Source organism: Pseudomonas lurida (assembly GCF_013522705.1).
GTDB classification, from domain to species: Bacteria; Pseudomonadota; Gammaproteobacteria; order Pseudomonadales; family Pseudomonadaceae; genus Aquipseudomonas; species Aquipseudomonas quebecensis.
This window is the reverse complement of the sequence record NZ_JAAMRE010000024.1, coordinates 1-16,226: the sequence shown is the minus strand read 5'-3', so window position 1 is coordinate 16,226 and position 16,226 is coordinate 1. Positions and strand designations below refer to the sequence as shown.

Below are 16,226 nucleotides of genomic sequence, written 5' to 3'. Positions count from 1 at the left end.
AGATTCCCATGTCACTGTTAGAAATCAAGAATCTCAACGTACGCTTCGGCGACGCAACCGCCGTGCCGGTGGTCGACGGCCTCGACCTGTCCGTGGACAAGGGCGAAGTACTGGCCATCGTGGGCGAGTCGGGTTCGGGGAAATCCGTGACCATGATGGCGCTGATGGGCCTGATCGAGCACCCCGGTATCGTCACCGCCGATGCGCTGACCTTCGACGGCAAGGACATGCTCAAGCTGAGCAACCGTCAACGCCGCCAGATCGTCGGCAAAGACCTGGCGATGGTGTTCCAGGACCCGATGACCGCGCTCAACCCCAGCTACACCGTGGGTTTCCAGATCGAAGAAGTGCTGCGCCTGCACCTGAAAATGTCCGGCAAACAGGCACGCAAACGCGCCATCGAGCTGCTGGAAAAAGTCGAAATCCCAGGCGCCGCCAGCCGTATGGATGCCTACCCGCACCAGTTGTCCGGCGGTATGAGCCAGCGCGTGGCGATTGCCATGGCGATTGCCGGCGAGCCGAAACTGCTGATCGCCGACGAACCGACCACGGCGCTGGACGTCACCATTCAAGCGCAGATCATGGACCTGCTGCTGGCCCTGCAAAAAGAGCAGAACATGGGCCTGGTACTGATCACCCATGACCTGGCAGTGGTGGCAGAAACCGCCCAGCGCGTATGCGTGATGTATGCCGGCCAGGCCGTGGAAGTCGGCCAGGTGCCGCAACTGTTCGATATTCCCGCGCACCCTTACAGCGAAGCGCTGCTCAAGGCGATCCCCGAGCACAGCCTGGGCGCCACGCGCCTGGCAACACTGCCCGGCATCGTGCCTGGCCGCTACGACCGTCCGCAGGGTTGCCTGCTGTCGCCGCGCTGCCCATACGTGCAGGAAACCTGCCGCGCCCAGCGCCCGGGCCTCGATCCAAAAACCAACAGCCTCGCGCGTTGCTTCTACCCCTTGAACCAGGAGGTGGCGTAATGGCCGTCGTTCTTACTGCCCGCGACCTGACCCGTCACTACGAAGTGTCCCGTGGCCTGTTCAAGGGCCACGCCACCGTGCGGGCCCTCAATGGTGTGTCGTTCGAACTGGAAGCCGGCAAGACCCTCGCCGTGGTCGGCGAGTCGGGCTGCGGCAAGTCCACCCTCGCCCGCGCACTCACGCTGATTGAAGAGCCGTCGTCGGGCTCGCTGAAAATCGCCGGCCAGGAAGTCGCCGGTGCCGACAAGGCCCAGCGCAAGCAATTGCGCAAAGACGTGCAGATGGTGTTCCAGAGCCCTTACGCCTCGCTGAACCCTAGACAGAAAGTCGGCGATCAACTGGGCGAGCCGTTGCTGATCAACACCAACCTGTCCGCCGCTGAACGCCGCGAGAAAGTGCAGGCGATGATGAAGCAAGTGGGCCTGCGCCCCGAGCATTATCAGCGCTACCCGCACATGTTCTCCGGTGGCCAGCGCCAGCGCATCGCCCTGGCCCGCGCCATGATGCTGCAACCCAAAGTGCTGGTGGCGGATGAACCTACCTCCGCACTGGACGTATCGATCCAGGCCCAGGTGCTCAACCTGTTCATGGACCTGCAGCAGGAGTTCAACACCGCCTACGTGTTCATCTCCCACAACCTGGCGGTGGTGCAGCACGTCGCCGATGACGTGATGGTGATGTACCTCGGTCGCCCGGTGGAAGTCGGCCCCAAGGCAGACATCTACGCGCGCCCGCTGCACCCGTACACTCAGGCGCTGCTGTCGGCCACGCCGACCATTCATCCGGATCCGAACAAACCGAAGATCAAAATCGTCGGCGAGTTGCCCAACCCCTTGAACCCGCCGCCGGGTTGCGCGTTCCACAAGCGCTGCCCGTACGCCACCGAGCGCTGCAGCACCGAGGAGCCGCAATTGCGGCCGTTGGATAACCGTCAGGTGGCTTGCCACTATGCGGAGCAGTTCGTCGCCTGAGCGCGCCGGACCGATCAGTAGCAGAGTTTCACAGCCCTTCCCATCAGGTTGCGCATCAGCCTGGCGGGAGGGGCTTTCTTTTGGGCAACGCTAACTGTCGCCATCGTCGTAGGTTTCGCTGTCTTCCCCCTCGTTATAGGGGTTTTCTGCGTCCTCTTTGGGAGCGGGTTGGGCCTGGGGTTGCCAGCCGCCGGAATTGACCTCTTTCTGTTTTTTCTTGGTGATAGGGCCGGTGTCTTTCCACTGGGGCGTGCCTGCGTCAGCCAGTGCCGGGAGGGTCGTCAGCCACAGGGCGGCCAGCAACAGCAGGGATAGGGCGCGTTGAGCCTTTGGCACGGTGGTCTCCTTGACAGTCGATGGGTAAACGCTAGACCCGATGCCGGATTCTCGCCAATCCCATGCCTGGTGGAGAAGTAAATGTGGAGGGGGCTTGCCCCCGATGGCAGTGTGTCAGCCAGTACATTCAGAGCTGACACTACGCTATCGGGGGCAAGCCCCCTCCCACATGTTGTTTAGTGGTGCTCGCGGGTCGCGCGGAATTTCACGTCCGGCCAGCGTTCTTCCATCAGCGCCAGGTTGACGCGGGTCGGGGCCAGGTAGGTCAGGTGACCACCGCCATCGAGCGCGAGGTTTTCCACGGCTTTGTTGGAGAACTCTTCCAGCTTCTTCTTATCGGCGCATTCGATCCAGCGCGCGGAGTACACGGTGATCGGCTCGTAGGAGCATTCGACCTTGTATTCCTCTTTCAAGCGGCTGGCGACCACATCGAACTGCAGCACACCTACGGCGCCGAGGATGATGTCGTTGCTGCGCTCGGGGAAGAACACCTGGGTGGCGCCCTCTTCCGCCAGTTGCTGCAAGCCTTGGCGCAGTTGCTTGGATTTGAGCGGGTCGCGCAGGCGCACGCGGCGGAACAGTTCCGGGGCGAAGTGCGGGATACCGGTAAAGCCCAGCGCTTCGCCTTCGGTGAAGGTGTCGCCGATCTGGATGGTGCCGTGGTTGTGCAGGCCGATGATGTCGCCGGCGTAGGCTTCTTCGAGCTGTTCACGCTCGGAGGAGAAGAACGTCAGGGCGTCGCCGATGCGCACGTCCTTGCCAGTGCGCACGTGGCGCATCTTCATGCCTTTTTCGTATTTGCCGGAGCAGATGCGCATGAAGGCGATACGGTCGCGGTGCTTGGGGTCCATGTTCGCCTGGATCTTGAACACGAAGCCGGTGAATTTCTCCTCCACCGGTTCCACGGTGCGCTCGTTGGCCACGCGGGCCAGCGGGCGCGGCGCCCAGTCCACCACGGCGTCGAGTACATGGTCGACGCCGAAGTTGCCCAGGGCGGTCCCGAAGAACACCGGGGTCAACTGGCCGTCGAGGAATTCCTGCTGGTTGAACTCATGGCAGGCGCCCTGCACCAGCTCCAGCTGATCGACGAAGCGGTCGTACTCGTCACCGAGGTGCGCGCGGGCTTCGTCGGAGTCGAGCTTCTCGATGATTTTCACATCGGTGCGTTCGTGACCATGGCCGGCGGTGTAGACGATGATGTAATCGTCGGCCAGGTGATACACGCCTTTGAAGTCGCGGTAGCAACCAATCGGCCAGGTGATCGGCGCGGCCTTGATCTTCAATACGGCTTCGATTTCGTCGAGCAGCTCGATCGGGTCGCGGATATCGCGGTCGAGTTTGTTGATAAAGCTGACGATCGGCGTATCGCGCAGCCGGCACACGTCCATCAGCGCGATGGTGCGCGGCTCGACGCCCTTACCGCCGTCCAGCACCATCAGCGCCGAGTCCACCGCGGTGAGGGTGCGGTAGGTGTCTTCGGAGAAGTCTTCGTGGCCCGGGGTGTCGAGCAGGTTGACCATGTGGTCGCGATACGGGAATTGCATGACCGACGTGGTAATGGAGATACCCCGTTGCTTTTCCATTTCCATCCAGTCGGAGGTGGCATGGCGGTCGGATTTGCGCGATTTCACCGTGCCGGCCACCGCGATTGCCTTGCCCATCAGCAAGAGCTTCTCGGTGATAGTGGTTTTACCGGCATCGGGGTGGGAAATAATGGCGAAAGTGCGGCGTTTCGCGACTTCGGCGGCCTGGTGGGTCATGGGAAATCGCCTGGCAGGTGAGTCAAAAAAGGGCGGCGAGTATAGCGCAAACCCAAGGTGACGGACCACCGTTCACCCGATCAGGGGTGGCTAAATGGTGCCAAGTGTGGAACCTTTTAAAAGGTGCAGACGTCCACTCCCCTGCTATCGCACTCGTAACAGGGGCTGAAAAATCAGCAAGTTAGCCTGACGAGGCTGCGCTTATGGCTCGAACTCATACCGCTTTTGACGGTATTGGCGAGCTGCATTTCGCGTTCACTTTCCGCTGACAGCCAGCCATGGCATGCCACGCAGGAATGTGTTCGTCGACAGAAGAAAAAAGGAGTCCGCCTGTGGCTATTCGCTATGGCAAAGGGCTGATAGGAGGTGCGTTTGTCGTCGCGCTCCTGGCCCTGCTGATCCACTGGATCGGCATCAACACGATCGAGTTGTACCGCGACGATTTGTTGTTTTACCTGCAAGCTCACTTAGTTCTCGTTCTAGTCTCCATGCTGGCGGCCCTCGTTGTGGGCATCCCCGCCGGTATCCTGCTCAGTCGACCGCACATGGTCGGGCGCGCAGAACGTTTCATGCAGATCTTCAACATCGGCAACACCGTCCCTCCCCTGGCCGTACTGGCCATCGCCCTCGGCGTCCTCGGCATCGGCAGCGGCCCGGCTATCTTCGCGCTGTTCCTCGCCTCCCTCCTGCCCATCGTGCGCAACACTTACGAAGGCCTGAAAAACGTTCAAGGCTCGCTCAAGGAAGCCGCCACCGGCATCGGCATGACCCCGCGCCAGGTGTTGTTTCGCGTGGAGTTGCCCAACGCCGTGCCGATCATCATCGGCGGCGTGCGCGTCGCGCTGGCGATCAATGTGGGCACCGCGCCCCTGGCGTTTCTGATCGGCGCCAACAGCCTGGGCAGCCTGATCTTTCCCGGCATCGCCCTGAACAACCAGCCGCAACTGCTGCTCGGCGCTGCGTGCACCGCGTTGCTGGCCTTGTTGCTGGACGGTCTGGTGACCATGGCCAGCCGCCTCTGGCTGGAACGCGGGTTGCGTCCGTCTTAAGGCTTGGCAAAGGAATTCACATGAAAAAGCTGACACTGATACTGAGCTGCATCCTGCTGTGCGCAGGGTTTGCGCAAGCCGCCGAAAAACCGGTGATCCGTATCGGCGCGCGGGTGTTCACCGAACAGACTCTGCTCGCCGAAATCACCTCCCAATACCTCAACACCAAAGGCTATGACGCCCGCGTCACCGGCGGCCTGGGCAGCAATCTGGCGCGCAGTGCCCAGGAAAGCGGGCAGTTGGACCTGATCTGGGAATACACCGGTGTGTCGCTGGTGGCCTACAACCATATCGACGAGAAACTCGACAGCGAACAGTCCTACGCTCGGGTCAAGGAACTCGACGCGAAAAAGGGCCTGGTCTGGCTGTCGCCTTCGCGCTTCAGCAATACCTACGCCCTGGCGCTGCCGCAGAAGGTCGCGCAGGAACATCCCGAGATCAACAGCATCAGCGACCTCACCAAGGCGATGGCGGAAAACACCCGGGAACATCGCCTGGTCGCGCTGGACACCGAGTTCGCCAACCGCTCCGACGGTCTGGCCGGCATGGTCAAGCTGTATGAGATGAACCTGACCCGCGCAAACACACGGCAAATGGACGCTGGCCTGGTCTACACCGCGCTGCGTAATGGCCAAGTGTTCGCCGGCCTGGTCTACACCACCGACGGGCGCCTGAACGCCTTCAAATTAAAACTGCTGGCGGACGACAAGCACTACTTCCCGGACTACACCGCCGCACCGGTGGTACGCCAGGCCTACCTGGACGCGCACCCGCAACTGGCCGCCGACCTCAAGCCGCTGGCCGCGCTGTTCGACGACGAAACCATGCGTCAACTCAATGCTCGCGTCGACGTCGACCACGAAAGCCCGTCCGCCGTGGCCGCCGACTTCCTGCGCCAGCATCCGATCAACTAACGAGGAGAAGACATGGAATTCCTGAACGCCTTTTCCCATCTTGATTGGGCCCAAGTCCTGCACCTGACCTGGCAGCACATCACCCTGGTTGGCATCGCAGTCGTTCTGGCAATCGTCGTCGGCGTGCCCCTGGGCGTGCTGATGACGCGCTTCCCGACGCTTGCCGGCCCGCTGCAGGCCAGCGCCACGGTGTTGCTGACCGTGCCGTCCATCGCCCTGTTCGGCCTGCTGCTGCCGTTCTACTCCAAGTTCGGTCAGGGCCTGGGGCCGATGCCGGCAATCACCGCCGTGTTCCTCTACTCCTTGTTGCCGATCATGCGTAACACCTACCTGGCCCTTACCGGCGTGGAACCGGGCATTCGCGAAGCCGCCAAAGGCATCGGCATGACCTTCGGCCAGCGCCTGCGCATGGTCGAGTTGCCGATCGCGGTGCCGGTGATTCTGGCCGGGGTGCGCACCGCGGTGGTGATGAACATCGGTGTGATGACCATCGCCGCCACCATCGGCGCCGGTGGCCTGGGTGTACTGATTCTGGCCTCCATCAGCCGCAGCGACATGTCGATGCTGATCGTCGGCGCCGTGCTGGTCAGCCTGCTGGCCATCTTCGCCGACCTGCTTCTGCAATGGCTGCAACGCTCGCTGACTCCAAAAGGACTACTCAAATGATCGAACTTCAAAACCTGACCAAGACTTTTCAAAGCAACGGCAAAACTGTTTCGGCCGTGAACGACGTGAGCCTGACCGTCAACGAAGGCGAGATTTGCGTATTCCTCGGCCCTTCGGGCTGCGGCAAAAGCACCACGCTGAAGATGATCAATCGCCTGATCAAACCCACCTCGGGCAAGATCCTGATCAACGGCGAAGACACCACCGACCTGGACGAAGTGACCCTGCGCCGTAACATCGGCTACGTGATCCAGCAGATCGGCCTGTTCCCCAACATGACCATCGAAGAAAACATCGTGGTTGTGCCCAAGTTGCTCGGCTGGGACAAGCAGAAATGCCACGACCGCGCCCGCGAGTTGATGAGCATGATCAAGCTCGAACCCAAGCAGTACCTGCACCGCTACCCGCGTGAACTGTCCGGCGGCCAGCAGCAGCGCATCGGGGTGATCCGCGCGCTGGCGGCGGATGCGCCGTTGCTGCTGATGGACGAGCCCTTCGGCGCGGTCGACCCGATCAACCGCGAGATGATCCAGAACGAGTTTTTCGAGATGCAACGGGCGCTGAACAAGACGGTGATCATGGTCAGCCACGACATCGACGAAGCCATCAAGCTGGGCGACAAGATTGCGATTTTCCGCGCCGGCAAGCTGTTGCAGATCGACCACCCGGACACGTTGCTGGCACATCCGGCCGACGAGTTCGTCAGCAACTTCGTGGGCCAGGACAGCACCCTCAAGCGCCTGCTGCTGGTCAAGGCCGAAGACGCGGCGGACAACGCTCCGTCGGTAAGCCCGGAAACCCCGGTGGCCGAAGCCCTGGAGTTGATGGACGAACTGGACCGTCGCTATGTGGTGGTGACCTGCGCCGAGAACAAGGCACTGGGCTATGTGCGCCGTCGCGACCTGCATCGTCAGACCGGCACCTGCGGCCAATACCTGCGCGAGTTCAACGCTACCGCAGCGTACGACGAGCACTTGCGCATCCTGTTGTCGCGCATGTACGAGTTCAACCGCTCGTGGTTGCCGGTGATGGATGCCGAGCGGGTGTTCCTGGGTGAAGTGACCCAGGAGTCGATTGCCGAGTACCTGAGTTCCGGTAAGTCCCGTGGGGGCAAGACCAGCATCGTCTCCCCTGCCGAGACCGCCCTGGCCTGATCTTATGTGGGGAGGGGGCTTGCTCCCTCCCACATTGGGTCCGTGATCTGTCAGGGAAATCCCTTCAATTACTCCCATCCGGGGAACATCAATCCGTCACACCGGTCGGTTACATAAGTAGCTGCACAACGCAGCGCGACGAACGCGTGCAGAAACGCGACATTTTTAGTTGATCTATGGCCCCTCACGCCCTAAAGTTCGCGCCGAACGTCCATGCTGGAAACGATCCATCCGGCTCAAGTACTGACGACGAGACAGCAAGGCCAAGGGCAGCTTATCCCATGGCCTTTTTGCTTTCGGCGACATGCCTTGGGAAGTAGGCGAACCAAAGTGGGGATACGGAGGACGTTCAGTTGTACCCATTGATCAATACAGTTTGCCCTTAGGAGTTCCCAGCATGTCGATCAACGTCGAAGATTATTTCGCGCGCGCCACTTTTGACAAAATGAAGGCGTTCGCCGACAAGCAAGAAACCCCGTTCGTGGTGATCGACACCGCGATGATCAGCCAGGCCTACGATGACCTGCGCGCCGGTTTCGAATTCGCCAAGGTTTATTACGCGGTCAAGGCCAACCCGGCCGTCGAGATCATCGACCTGTTGAAAGACAAAGGCTCGAGCTTCGATATCGCGTCGATCTACGAGTTGGACAAGGTCATGGACCGCGGCGTCAGCGCCGACCGCATCAGCTACGGCAACACCATCAAGAAATCCAAGGACATCCGCTACTTCTATGAGAAGGGCGTGCGTCTGTTCTCCACCGACTCCGAAGCCGACCTGCGCAACATCGCCAAGGCCGCGCCGGGTTCGAAAGTGTATGTGCGCATTCTCACCGAAGGCTCGACCACCGCCGACTGGCCGCTGTCGCGCAAATTCGGTTGCCAGACCGACATGGCCATGGACCTGCTGATCCTGGCCCGCGACCTTGGCCTGGTGCCTTACGGCATCTCGTTCCACGTCGGCTCGCAGCAACGCGATATCAGCGTGTGGGACGCGGCCATCGCCAAGGTCAAAGTGATCTTCGAGCGCCTGAAGGAAGAAGACGGCATCCACCTCAAGCTGATCAACATGGGCGGCGGCTTCCCGGCCAACTACATCACCCGCACCAACAGCCTGGAAACCTACGCCGAGGAAATCATCCGCTTCCTCAAGGAAGATTTCGGTGATGACCTGCCGGAAATCATCCTGGAACCCGGCCGTTCGTTGATCGCCAACGCCGGCATCCTGGTCAGCGAAGTGGTGCTGGTGGCGCGTAAATCCCGCACCGCCGTCGAGCGTTGGGTATACACGGACGTGGGCAAGTTCTCGGGCCTGATCGAAACCATGGACGAAGCCATCAAGTTCCCGATCTGGACCGAAAAGAAAGGCGAGATGGAAGAAGTGGTCATCGCCGGCCCGACCTGCGACAGCGCCGATATCATGTATGAAAACTACAAGTACGGCCTGCCGCTGAACCTGGCGATCGGTGATCGTTTGTACTGGTTGTCCACCGGCGCGTACACCACCAGCTACAGCGCGGTTGAGTTCAATGGGTTTCCGCCGCTGAAGTCGTTCTACGTCTGATCCGCCGCTTCTGATCGTTCCCAAGGCGGGAACGATCAGAGCGTCGCGGCACGCTGTCGATACGCCTCGGCCATCGCTCGAACCTGCGGATCACTCGCCGCAGCCAAGGCCTTATGGGCCGTTCGCAGGAACTTGAGATTTCCGCCCGCCAACGCCTTGCGCAACCACTGCAGCGCTGTCTCGACCTGGCCCCTGTCGGCCAGCACCGCCGCATAACTGAACTGCCCGCGAAAATCCCCACCTTCGGCCGAGCGCCGATACCAGTCGACGGCGGCCTCCAGGTCCCTCGCACAATACTGGCCGTCTTCCAGATAGCGCCCCAGCAGGTTCATCGATTTGGCGTGGCCTTGCTCCGCCGCCCGACGATAAAAGGCCAGTGCCTGCGCCTGATCCTCAACCACACCGCGGCCGGTCGCCAGCAGATTCGCGTAGTTGTATTGCCCCCAATCCAGCCCCGCCTCGGCGGCCAGACGGTAGTGCTGTGCCGCTGCCACCGCATCGGCCGCGCAACCCCAGCCGTGCTCCAGGCAACGGCCGACCATATTGCGCGCCATGCGGTGACCGCCCTGCGCCGCGATGCGGAACCAGCGCAGCGCCAGCGCTTCATCGCGGGCAATGCCACGGCCTTCCAGCAGGATTTGCCCGAGCAAGGCCTGGGCATCGACCACGCCCTCCTTCGCCGCGATCAGAATCGCCTGGGCAGCCCGCACCGGGGAGCCGTCGAGCATGTTCTGCAACTGCTCGACCGTGAGCACTTCCTGGCGACGCAACAGGAAACTCATCTCAGACCTCGACCCAGCGGCGCAACAGGTTGTGGTAGGTGCCGGTGAGCTGAATCAGCGCCGGATGATCGGGCACATCGCGGGTCAGTTGCTGGATCGCGCCGTCCATCTCGAACAGCAGCGTGCGCTGGCTGTCTTCACGCACCAGGCTCTGGGTCCAGAAGAATGAGGCGTATCGCGCGCCTCGGGTCACAGGGTTGACTTTGTGCAGGCTGGAACCGGGGTACAGCACCATATCGCCGGCCGGCAACTTGACTCGCTGCAGGCCGAAGGTGTCCTGGATCTCCAGTTCACCGCCGTCGTAGTCGTCGGGGTCGCTGAAAAACACGGTGGACGACAAATCGGTGCGCACGCGCTCAGGGCTGCCCTTGGGTTGGCGCACGGCGTTATCGATATGAAAGTCGAAACTGCCGCCGGCGGTGTAGCAGTTGAGCAACGGTGGAAAGACTTTGTGCGGTAACGCCGCCGACATGAACAACGGGTTTTGCCACAGACGTTCGAGCATCGCCGCGCCGATTTCCTTGGCTAAGGGATGGCCTTCGGGCAATTGCAGGTTGTGCTTGGCCTTGGCGGACTGGTGCCCGGCGGTGATTTTACCGTCGGCCCAATCGGCGTCTTCCAGGGCCAGGCGAATGCGTTGCACCTCCTCGCGGGAGAACAGGCCGGGAATGTGCAGCAGCATGGGGTGGTACCTGGGTGCGGAGGGGCGCCAATGATATTGATTCTTATCAACGCTGTAAAACCCGGAGACGGATGAACGCGTAAAAACCGTAAGGTAAAAGTGTAAAGAATGTAAATTCAATGCAATTAGCAATGTATCGCAATTGATAGAAAGTCGTGTTCACCCTATATTCCGCCGCCTTACATCCTTGGGGAAAGGACACGACATGTCGCGCACTGCACAAAAAATTCCGGCCAGTTCACCACGTTTGCTGGCCTCGGCCATCGGCGTTGCCCTTGGCGCCACGACGGTGACCCACTTGGCACAGGCGGCCGAGGACACTGAGCAAAAAAGCCAGCGCAACAGCATCTCCCTGGGCGCCACCAGCATCACCGGCGAAGAGCAGGACACTACCTCGTACCAGGTAGAAAAAGCCGCGTCACAGAAATACACCGCGCCGCTGGTGGATACGCCGCGCTCGGTCACGGTAGTGCCGCAACAAGTGCTCAAGGACACCGCCGCCACCTCGTTGCAGGATGCCTTGCGCACCGTACCCGGCATCACTTTCGGCGCCGGTGAAGGCGGCAACCCTCAGGGCGATCGTCCCTTCATCCGCGGTTTCGATGCACAGGGCGACACCTACCTGGACGGCGTGCGCGACACCGGCGGCCAGAGCCGTGAGATTTTCGACATCGAGTCCATCGAAGTCAGCAAAGGCCCGAACTCTTCCTTCGGCGGACGCGGCTCGGCCGGTGGCAGCCTCAACCTGGTGAGCAAAACCCCGCAGGCACGGGACTTCACCAACGGCGGTTTCACCTACGGTTCCGACCAGACCCGCCGCTACGTGCTCGACGTGAACCGCCAGTTCCTCGACGACAGCGCCGCATTCCGCCTGAACCTGATGAGCCACGAACAGAACGTGGCCGGGCGCGACGCGGTCAATTACGACCGCTGGGGCGTGGCGCCCTCGCTGACCTTCGGCCTGGGCACCCCCACCCGCGTCAACCTCAGCTACTACCACCTGGAAAGCGACGACCTGCCGGACTCGGGGATTCCCTACGGCTACGGTTCGGCCACCGCCACCGCCCACGTCCACGACAAACCCAACGACGGCGGCGACAGCAATAACTTCTACGGCCTCAAAGACCGCGATTTCCGCAAGACCCGCGCCGACATCAGCACGTTCTCCATCGAGCACGACCTGAACGACAACATGACGCTGAAAAACACCCTGCGCCACGGCAGTACCGGCCAGGACTACGTGCTGACCCAGCCCGACGACAGCAAACTCAACGTGAACAAGTTCGGCACCGTGTGGCGCCGGGCCAATTCGCGTGTATCCACCACCACCACGACCACCAACCAGACCGACCTGTTCGGCAGCTTCCAGGCCCTGGGCTTCAAAAACACCTACTCCACCGGCCTGGAATTCACCGGTGAAGAAACCCGCGTCAGCAGCTACACCGTGAGCCCGAACGCGAATCCGGTGTGCACGCCGGCCAAAGGCGGCCTGGGCGGCCAATGCACCTCATTGAGCAACCCGAACCCGGACGACGCCTGGACCGGTTCCGTCGCGCGCAACTACAACGGCACCAACACCAAAGCCACCAGCCGCGCCGCGTACGTGTTCGACACTATCGAACTGGACCCGAAATGGCTGCTTAACGTCGGCCTGCGCTACGACACTTTCGACACCGAAGCCAACACCAATGCGGTGCCTAGTGCGACGGTCAAGGCACGCAGCAAAATCAAGGACGACAGCCAATTCTTCAACTGGCAGGCCGGTCTGGTCTGGAAACCGCTGGAAAACGGCAGCATCTATGCCTCCTACGCCACCTCGGCCACCCCGCCCGGCGGCCTGGTCGGCGAAGGCTCGGACGGCAACCCGCTGTCCGCCGGCGCGGCCACCAGCGATCTGCAACCGGAAGAAACCGTCAACTATGAGCTGGGCACCAAGTGGGACCTGTTCCACGACCGCCTTTCGCTGACCGCCGCCGTATTCCGCACCGAGAAGAAAAACACCCGCATTCTGGTGGACGCCCTCACCTACCAGAACGCCGGCGAGTCGCGGGTCGACGGCGTGGAATTGTCCGCCAGCGGCAAAATCACCGAGCAATGGCAAGTGTTCGCCGGCTACAGCTACCTGGACAGCGAACTGGTCAAGGCTGGCCGTAACGGTCGCAACGGAGTGATCAGCGCCGGTTCCAACGAAGGCAACCAGATGCCCAACACGCCGAAGAACACCTTCAGCCTGTGGACCACCTATGCCCTTACACCCAAGTTCACCGTTGGCGGCGGCGCGTTCTATGTCGACCAGGTTTACGGCGACGTGGGCAACACCGTGTATGTGCCGTCCTATACCCGCTACGACGCCATGGCCAGCTACAAGCTGACCAAGAACGTCGACTTGCAACTGAACGTGCAGAACCTGACCGATAAGGTCTACTACGATAAGGCTTACTCCGCGCACTTCGCCAACCAGGCCGCCGGTCGCACGGCGCTACTGACCACCAGCTTCCATTTCTAAACGCTCGGCCCTGAGCCCCACGCATCGGATGCGTGGGGCTTTTGCGTGTTAAACAACAAAGTTTCTCGACAACCCACGGCATAATGCGCGCCGTGGCACTTATATCCCGATGAACGAGGCGGTCCGACGTGTTGAAGAAAACCCTGTTTCAGTTGCACTGGTTTTTCGGCATTACTGCCGGGCTGGTGCTGGCCTTGATGGGGATCACCGGAGCGGCCGTGTCGTTCCAGGATGAAATACTGCGGGCTCTCAACCCCAGCGTCCTGCACGTGCAAAAACGCGAAGCCGGCGTGCTGCCGCCGGCCGAACTGGTGCGCAAGCTCGAAGCCGTCGAAGGCAAGACCGTCGCCATGCTGTGGGTAGAGCGCGACAGCGGCAATGCCGCGCGCGTGGCCTTCACCCCGCCGCCGGGTGAACGGCGTGGCCCGATGCGCTACTTCGACCCGTACACCGGCGAGTACCTGGGCGACGCCGTCGGCCAGGATGTGTTGGGTTTTATCCTGCAACTGCACCGCTTCCTCGCCATCGGCGAAACCGGCCGGCAGATCACCGGCGCCTGCACCCTGATCCTGGTGTTCTTCTGCCTCTCCGGCCTGTACCTGCGCTGGCCGCGCCAGGTCGCGAACTGGCGCGCCTGGCTGACCCTGGACTGGCGCAAAAAGGGCCGCAGCTTCAATTGGGACCTGCACTCAGTGTTCGGCACCTGGTGCCTGCTGTTTTACCTGTTGGCGGCGCTCACCGGGTTGTTCTGGTCCTACGACTGGTACAGCCGAGGGCTGACCCAACTGCTGTCCGACACCCCGCAGAACGAACGGGTACGCACGCGCGGCCCAGCGCCCGCAGGCCCGGCACCGGTGGCCAACTACGACGCAATCTGGAGCAGCCTCTACAGCAACGCCGGTCCTGACCTGAGCGCCTACAACATCCGCATGCCTGGCGCTGCCGGGCAACCGGCTACCGTGTATTACCTGCTGAGCGACTCGCCCCATGACCGCGCGCTCAACCAGATCAACCTGGACCCGGCCACCGGCGAGGTCCAATCCCATGATCGCTACGCCGGCAAGAGCCTCAAGGCTCAGTTACTGACCAGCATTTATGCACTGCACACCGGCAGCTACTTTGGCTTGATCGGGCGGATCGTGCTGACCGTCAGTTCACTGTTGATGCCGTTGTTCTTCATCACCGGCTGGTTGCTGTACCTGGATCGCCGTCGCAAAAAACGCCAGGTGCGCGACGCTCGCCAGCGCCTCGGCGCCAACCCCAGCGATGCCTCGGCGTGGCTGATCGGCTTTGCCAGCCAGAGCGGTTTCGCCGAACAACTGGCCTGGCAGACCGCCGGGCAACTGCAGGCTGCCGGCCTGCCGGTGAAAGTGCAGGCGCTGGGCAGCGTCAGCGCGGATGAGCTGCGCCAGGCGCACAACGCGCTGTTCGTGGTCAGCACCTTCGGCGACGGTGAAGCGCCCGACAATGCCCGTGGCTTCGAGCGCAGCGTGCTCGGCCAGGGCCTGTCGCTCAAGGGCTTGAACTATTCGGTGCTGGCCCTCGGCGATCGCCAATACCCGCACTTTTGCGGCTTCGCCCGGCGTCTGCATTTCTGGCTGACCAACCAGGGCGGCACAGCGTTATTCGCCCCGGTGGAAGTGGACAGCGGCGACACCCACGCATTGCTGCACTGGCAGCAACAGTTGGGCGAACTGACCGGCCACGCCCCGGCCGCCGCCTGGCCAAGCACCCAGTACGAACACTGGACACTGAGCCAGCGCACCCTGCTCAACCCCGGCAGCGTCGGCGCGGGCGTGTACCTGCTGGGCCTCACGTCGACGTCGTCGCAGCAGTGGGACGCCGGCGACCTGGTGGAAATCCTGCCGCGCAACGCCCCGTCGGCAGTCGAGCACTTTCTGGCGGGCCTGGGCCTGCAAGGCAGCGACGGCGTACTGATCGAAGGGCTGGCACAAACCCTCGACCGGGCCCTGGCCACTCGCCAGTTGCCGGACAACCGCGCGCACCTGGTCGGCCTGCACGCCCAGGCGCTGGTGGACGCCTTGGTGCCGCTGGGCATGCGCGAATACTCCATCGCCTCGATTGCCGGCGACGGTGTGCTCGAATTGATCGTACGTCAGGAACGCCACGCCGACGGCCGCCTGGGCCTGGGCTCGGGCTGGCTCACCGAACACGCGCCCCTCGGCGGCGCGATCAGCCTGCGTCTGCGACGCAACAGTGGCTTCCACCTGCCGGACGCGCCGGTGCCGCTGATCCTGCTGGGCAACGGCACCGGGCTGGCCGGCCTGCGCAGCTTGCTTAAAGCGCGCATTGCCCAAGGCCAGCAGCGCAACTGGCTGGTGTTCGGCGAACGCAATATCGCCCACGACTACCTGTGCCGGGACGAGCTGCAAGGCTGGCTGGCCAGCGGCGATCTGGCGCTGTTGGACCTGGCGTTCTCCCGCGATCAGGCAGAGAAAATCTACGTGCAGGATCGCCTGCGCGAGTCGGCGGATGTACTGCGCCGATGGCTGGCCGATGGCGCGGCGATTTATGTGTGCGGCAGCTTGCAGGGGATGGCTGCCGGGGTGGATCAGGCGCTGGTGGATATCCTCGGCCGTGAGGCGATGGAGCGCTTGATCGAACAAGGCCGCTATCGCCGCGACGTCTACTGAGGTCACCCAATGTGGGATTGCATCTCAAGTCAGTGTTCTGTGCCGGTGGCGCTTTTTCGAACACCATTTCAGGCCCGGCGACAAACCCCCGGAACGGCTCGAAATCCTGGAACGCCGCGCGATCCACTGTGGGAGGGGGCTTGCCCCCGATAGCGGTGGATCGCTCGTCTGATAAATGACTGTCACACCGTCATCGGGGGCAAGCCCCCTCCCA

General features: G+C 62.2%; 13 protein-coding genes. 9 read left to right on the top strand and 4 right to left on the bottom strand.

Annotation, left to right across the window (positions count from 1 at the left end):
• The first annotated feature begins 8 nt into the window (after positions 1–8).
• Together G7025_RS18650 and G7025_RS18645 are read left to right on the top strand one after the other, a co-directional pair.
• Positions 9–977, top strand: a complete 969-nt coding sequence (locus G7025_RS18650; RefSeq protein ID WP_181080589.1) for an ABC transporter ATP-binding protein — start codon at positions 9–11, stop codon at positions 975–977.
• Positions 977–1,948 (top strand): peptide ABC transporter ATP-binding protein, encoded by a 972-nt coding sequence (locus G7025_RS18645; protein ID WP_181080588.1) that lies wholly within the window; start codon positions 977–979, stop codon positions 1,946–1,948. The genes G7025_RS18650 and G7025_RS18645 overlap by 1 nt, the downstream gene beginning before the upstream one ends.
• Before the next feature lie 90 nt (positions 1,949–2,038).
• Here G7025_RS18645 and G7025_RS18640 read toward each other — a convergent pair whose 3' ends face one another.
• Both G7025_RS18640 and G7025_RS18635 read right to left on the bottom strand, forming a co-directional pair.
• Positions 2,039–2,284 carry a hypothetical protein gene (locus G7025_RS18640; protein ID WP_181080587.1) on the bottom strand — a complete coding sequence of 82 codons (246 nt, stop codon included), beginning with the start codon at positions 2,282–2,284 and terminating at the stop codon, positions 2,039–2,041.
• 176 nt (positions 2,285–2,460) lie between these two features.
• Positions 2,461–4,044, bottom strand: coding sequence for a peptide chain release factor 3 (locus tag G7025_RS18635; RefSeq protein WP_181080586.1), 1,584 nt, complete (start codon positions 4,042–4,044; stop codon positions 2,461–2,463).
• 296 nt (positions 4,045–4,340) lie between these two features.
• On the opposite strand from G7025_RS18635, the gene G7025_RS18630 reads away from it, so the two are divergent.
• The 5 genes from G7025_RS18630 to G7025_RS18610 all read left to right on the top strand — a co-directional run bounded on the left by G7025_RS18630 (position 4,341) and on the right by G7025_RS18610 (position 9,388).
• The gene (locus tag G7025_RS18630; protein WP_258197709.1) at positions 4,341–5,093 is read left to right on the top strand and encodes an ABC transporter permease; all 753 of its coding nucleotides are present in this window, start codon (positions 4,341–4,343) and stop codon (positions 5,091–5,093) included.
• 20 nt (positions 5,094–5,113) lie between these two features.
• On the top strand, positions 5,114–6,007 hold the full coding sequence (locus G7025_RS18625) for a glycine betaine ABC transporter substrate-binding protein (RefSeq protein ID WP_181080584.1): 894 nt from the start codon (positions 5,114–5,116) through the stop codon (positions 6,005–6,007).
• 12 nt (positions 6,008–6,019) lie between these two features.
• Positions 6,020–6,673: an ABC transporter permease gene (locus G7025_RS18620; protein ID WP_115129013.1), complete on the top strand. Its 654-nt coding sequence runs from the start codon at positions 6,020–6,022 to the stop codon at positions 6,671–6,673.
• Positions 6,670–7,827, top strand: coding sequence for an osmoprotectant ABC transporter ATP-binding protein OsmV (locus tag G7025_RS18615; protein ID WP_181080583.1), 1,158 nt, complete (start codon positions 6,670–6,672; stop codon positions 7,825–7,827). The genes G7025_RS18620 and G7025_RS18615 overlap by 4 nt, the downstream gene beginning before the upstream one ends.
• A gap of 397 nt (positions 7,828–8,224) precedes the next feature.
• Positions 8,225–9,388 (top strand): type III PLP-dependent enzyme, encoded by a 1,164-nt coding sequence (locus G7025_RS18610; RefSeq protein ID WP_014716890.1) that lies wholly within the window; start codon positions 8,225–8,227, stop codon positions 9,386–9,388.
• Positions 9,389–9,423: 35 nt separating this feature from the next.
• Here the strand turns inward: G7025_RS18610 and G7025_RS18605 are convergent, their stop codons facing one another.
• Positions 9,424–10,170 carry a tetratricopeptide repeat protein gene (locus G7025_RS18605; protein WP_181080582.1) on the bottom strand — a complete coding sequence of 249 codons (747 nt, stop codon included), beginning with the start codon at positions 10,168–10,170 and terminating at the stop codon, positions 9,424–9,426.
• A 1-nt stretch (position 10,171) separates the two neighbouring features.
• The gene (locus G7025_RS18600) at positions 10,172–10,852 is read right to left on the bottom strand and encodes a Fe2+-dependent dioxygenase (protein WP_181080581.1); all 681 of its coding nucleotides are present in this window, start codon (positions 10,850–10,852) and stop codon (positions 10,172–10,174) included.
• A 205-nt stretch (positions 10,853–11,057) separates the two neighbouring features.
• On the opposite strand from G7025_RS18600, the gene G7025_RS18595 reads away from it, so the two are divergent.
• Both G7025_RS18595 and G7025_RS18590 read left to right on the top strand, forming a co-directional pair.
• On the top strand, positions 11,058–13,358 hold the full coding sequence (locus tag G7025_RS18595) for a TonB-dependent receptor (protein ID WP_181080580.1): 2,301 nt from the start codon (positions 11,058–11,060) through the stop codon (positions 13,356–13,358).
• A 128-nt stretch (positions 13,359–13,486) separates the two neighbouring features.
• Complete coding sequence (locus G7025_RS18590; protein ID WP_181080579.1) at positions 13,487–16,012, top strand: PepSY domain-containing protein; 2,526 nt, start codon at positions 13,487–13,489, stop codon at positions 16,010–16,012.
• Positions 16,013–16,226 lie beyond the last annotated feature (214 nt).

Bases quoted from the DNA above. Each gene is read 5' to 3' on its own strand.
- G7025_RS18650 (WP_181080589.1), top strand. From the start codon at position 9: ATGTCACTGTTAGAAATCAAGAATCTCAACGTACGCTTCGGCGACGCA.
- G7025_RS18645 (WP_181080588.1), top strand. From the start codon at position 977: ATGGCCGTCGTTCTTACTGCCCGCGACCTGACCCGTCACTACGAAGTG.
- G7025_RS18635 (WP_181080586.1), bottom strand. From the start codon at position 4,044: ATGACCCACCAGGCCGCCGAAGTCGCGAAACGCCGCACTTTCGCCATT.
- G7025_RS18630 (WP_258197709.1), top strand. From the start codon at position 4,341: ATGTGTTCGTCGACAGAAGAAAAAAGGAGTCCGCCTGTGGCTATTCGC.
- G7025_RS18625 (WP_181080584.1), top strand. From the start codon at position 5,114: ATGAAAAAGCTGACACTGATACTGAGCTGCATCCTGCTGTGCGCAGGG.
- G7025_RS18620 (WP_115129013.1), top strand. From the start codon at position 6,020: ATGGAATTCCTGAACGCCTTTTCCCATCTTGATTGGGCCCAAGTCCTG.
- G7025_RS18615 (WP_181080583.1), top strand. From the start codon at position 6,670: ATGATCGAACTTCAAAACCTGACCAAGACTTTTCAAAGCAACGGCAAA.
- G7025_RS18610 (WP_014716890.1), top strand. From the start codon at position 8,225: ATGTCGATCAACGTCGAAGATTATTTCGCGCGCGCCACTTTTGACAAA.
- G7025_RS18605 (WP_181080582.1), bottom strand. From the start codon at position 10,170: ATGAGTTTCCTGTTGCGTCGCCAGGAAGTGCTCACGGTCGAGCAGTTG.
- G7025_RS18600 (WP_181080581.1), bottom strand. From the start codon at position 10,852: ATGCTGCTGCACATTCCCGGCCTGTTCTCCCGCGAGGAGGTGCAACGC.
- G7025_RS18595 (WP_181080580.1), top strand. From the start codon at position 11,058: ATGTCGCGCACTGCACAAAAAATTCCGGCCAGTTCACCACGTTTGCTG.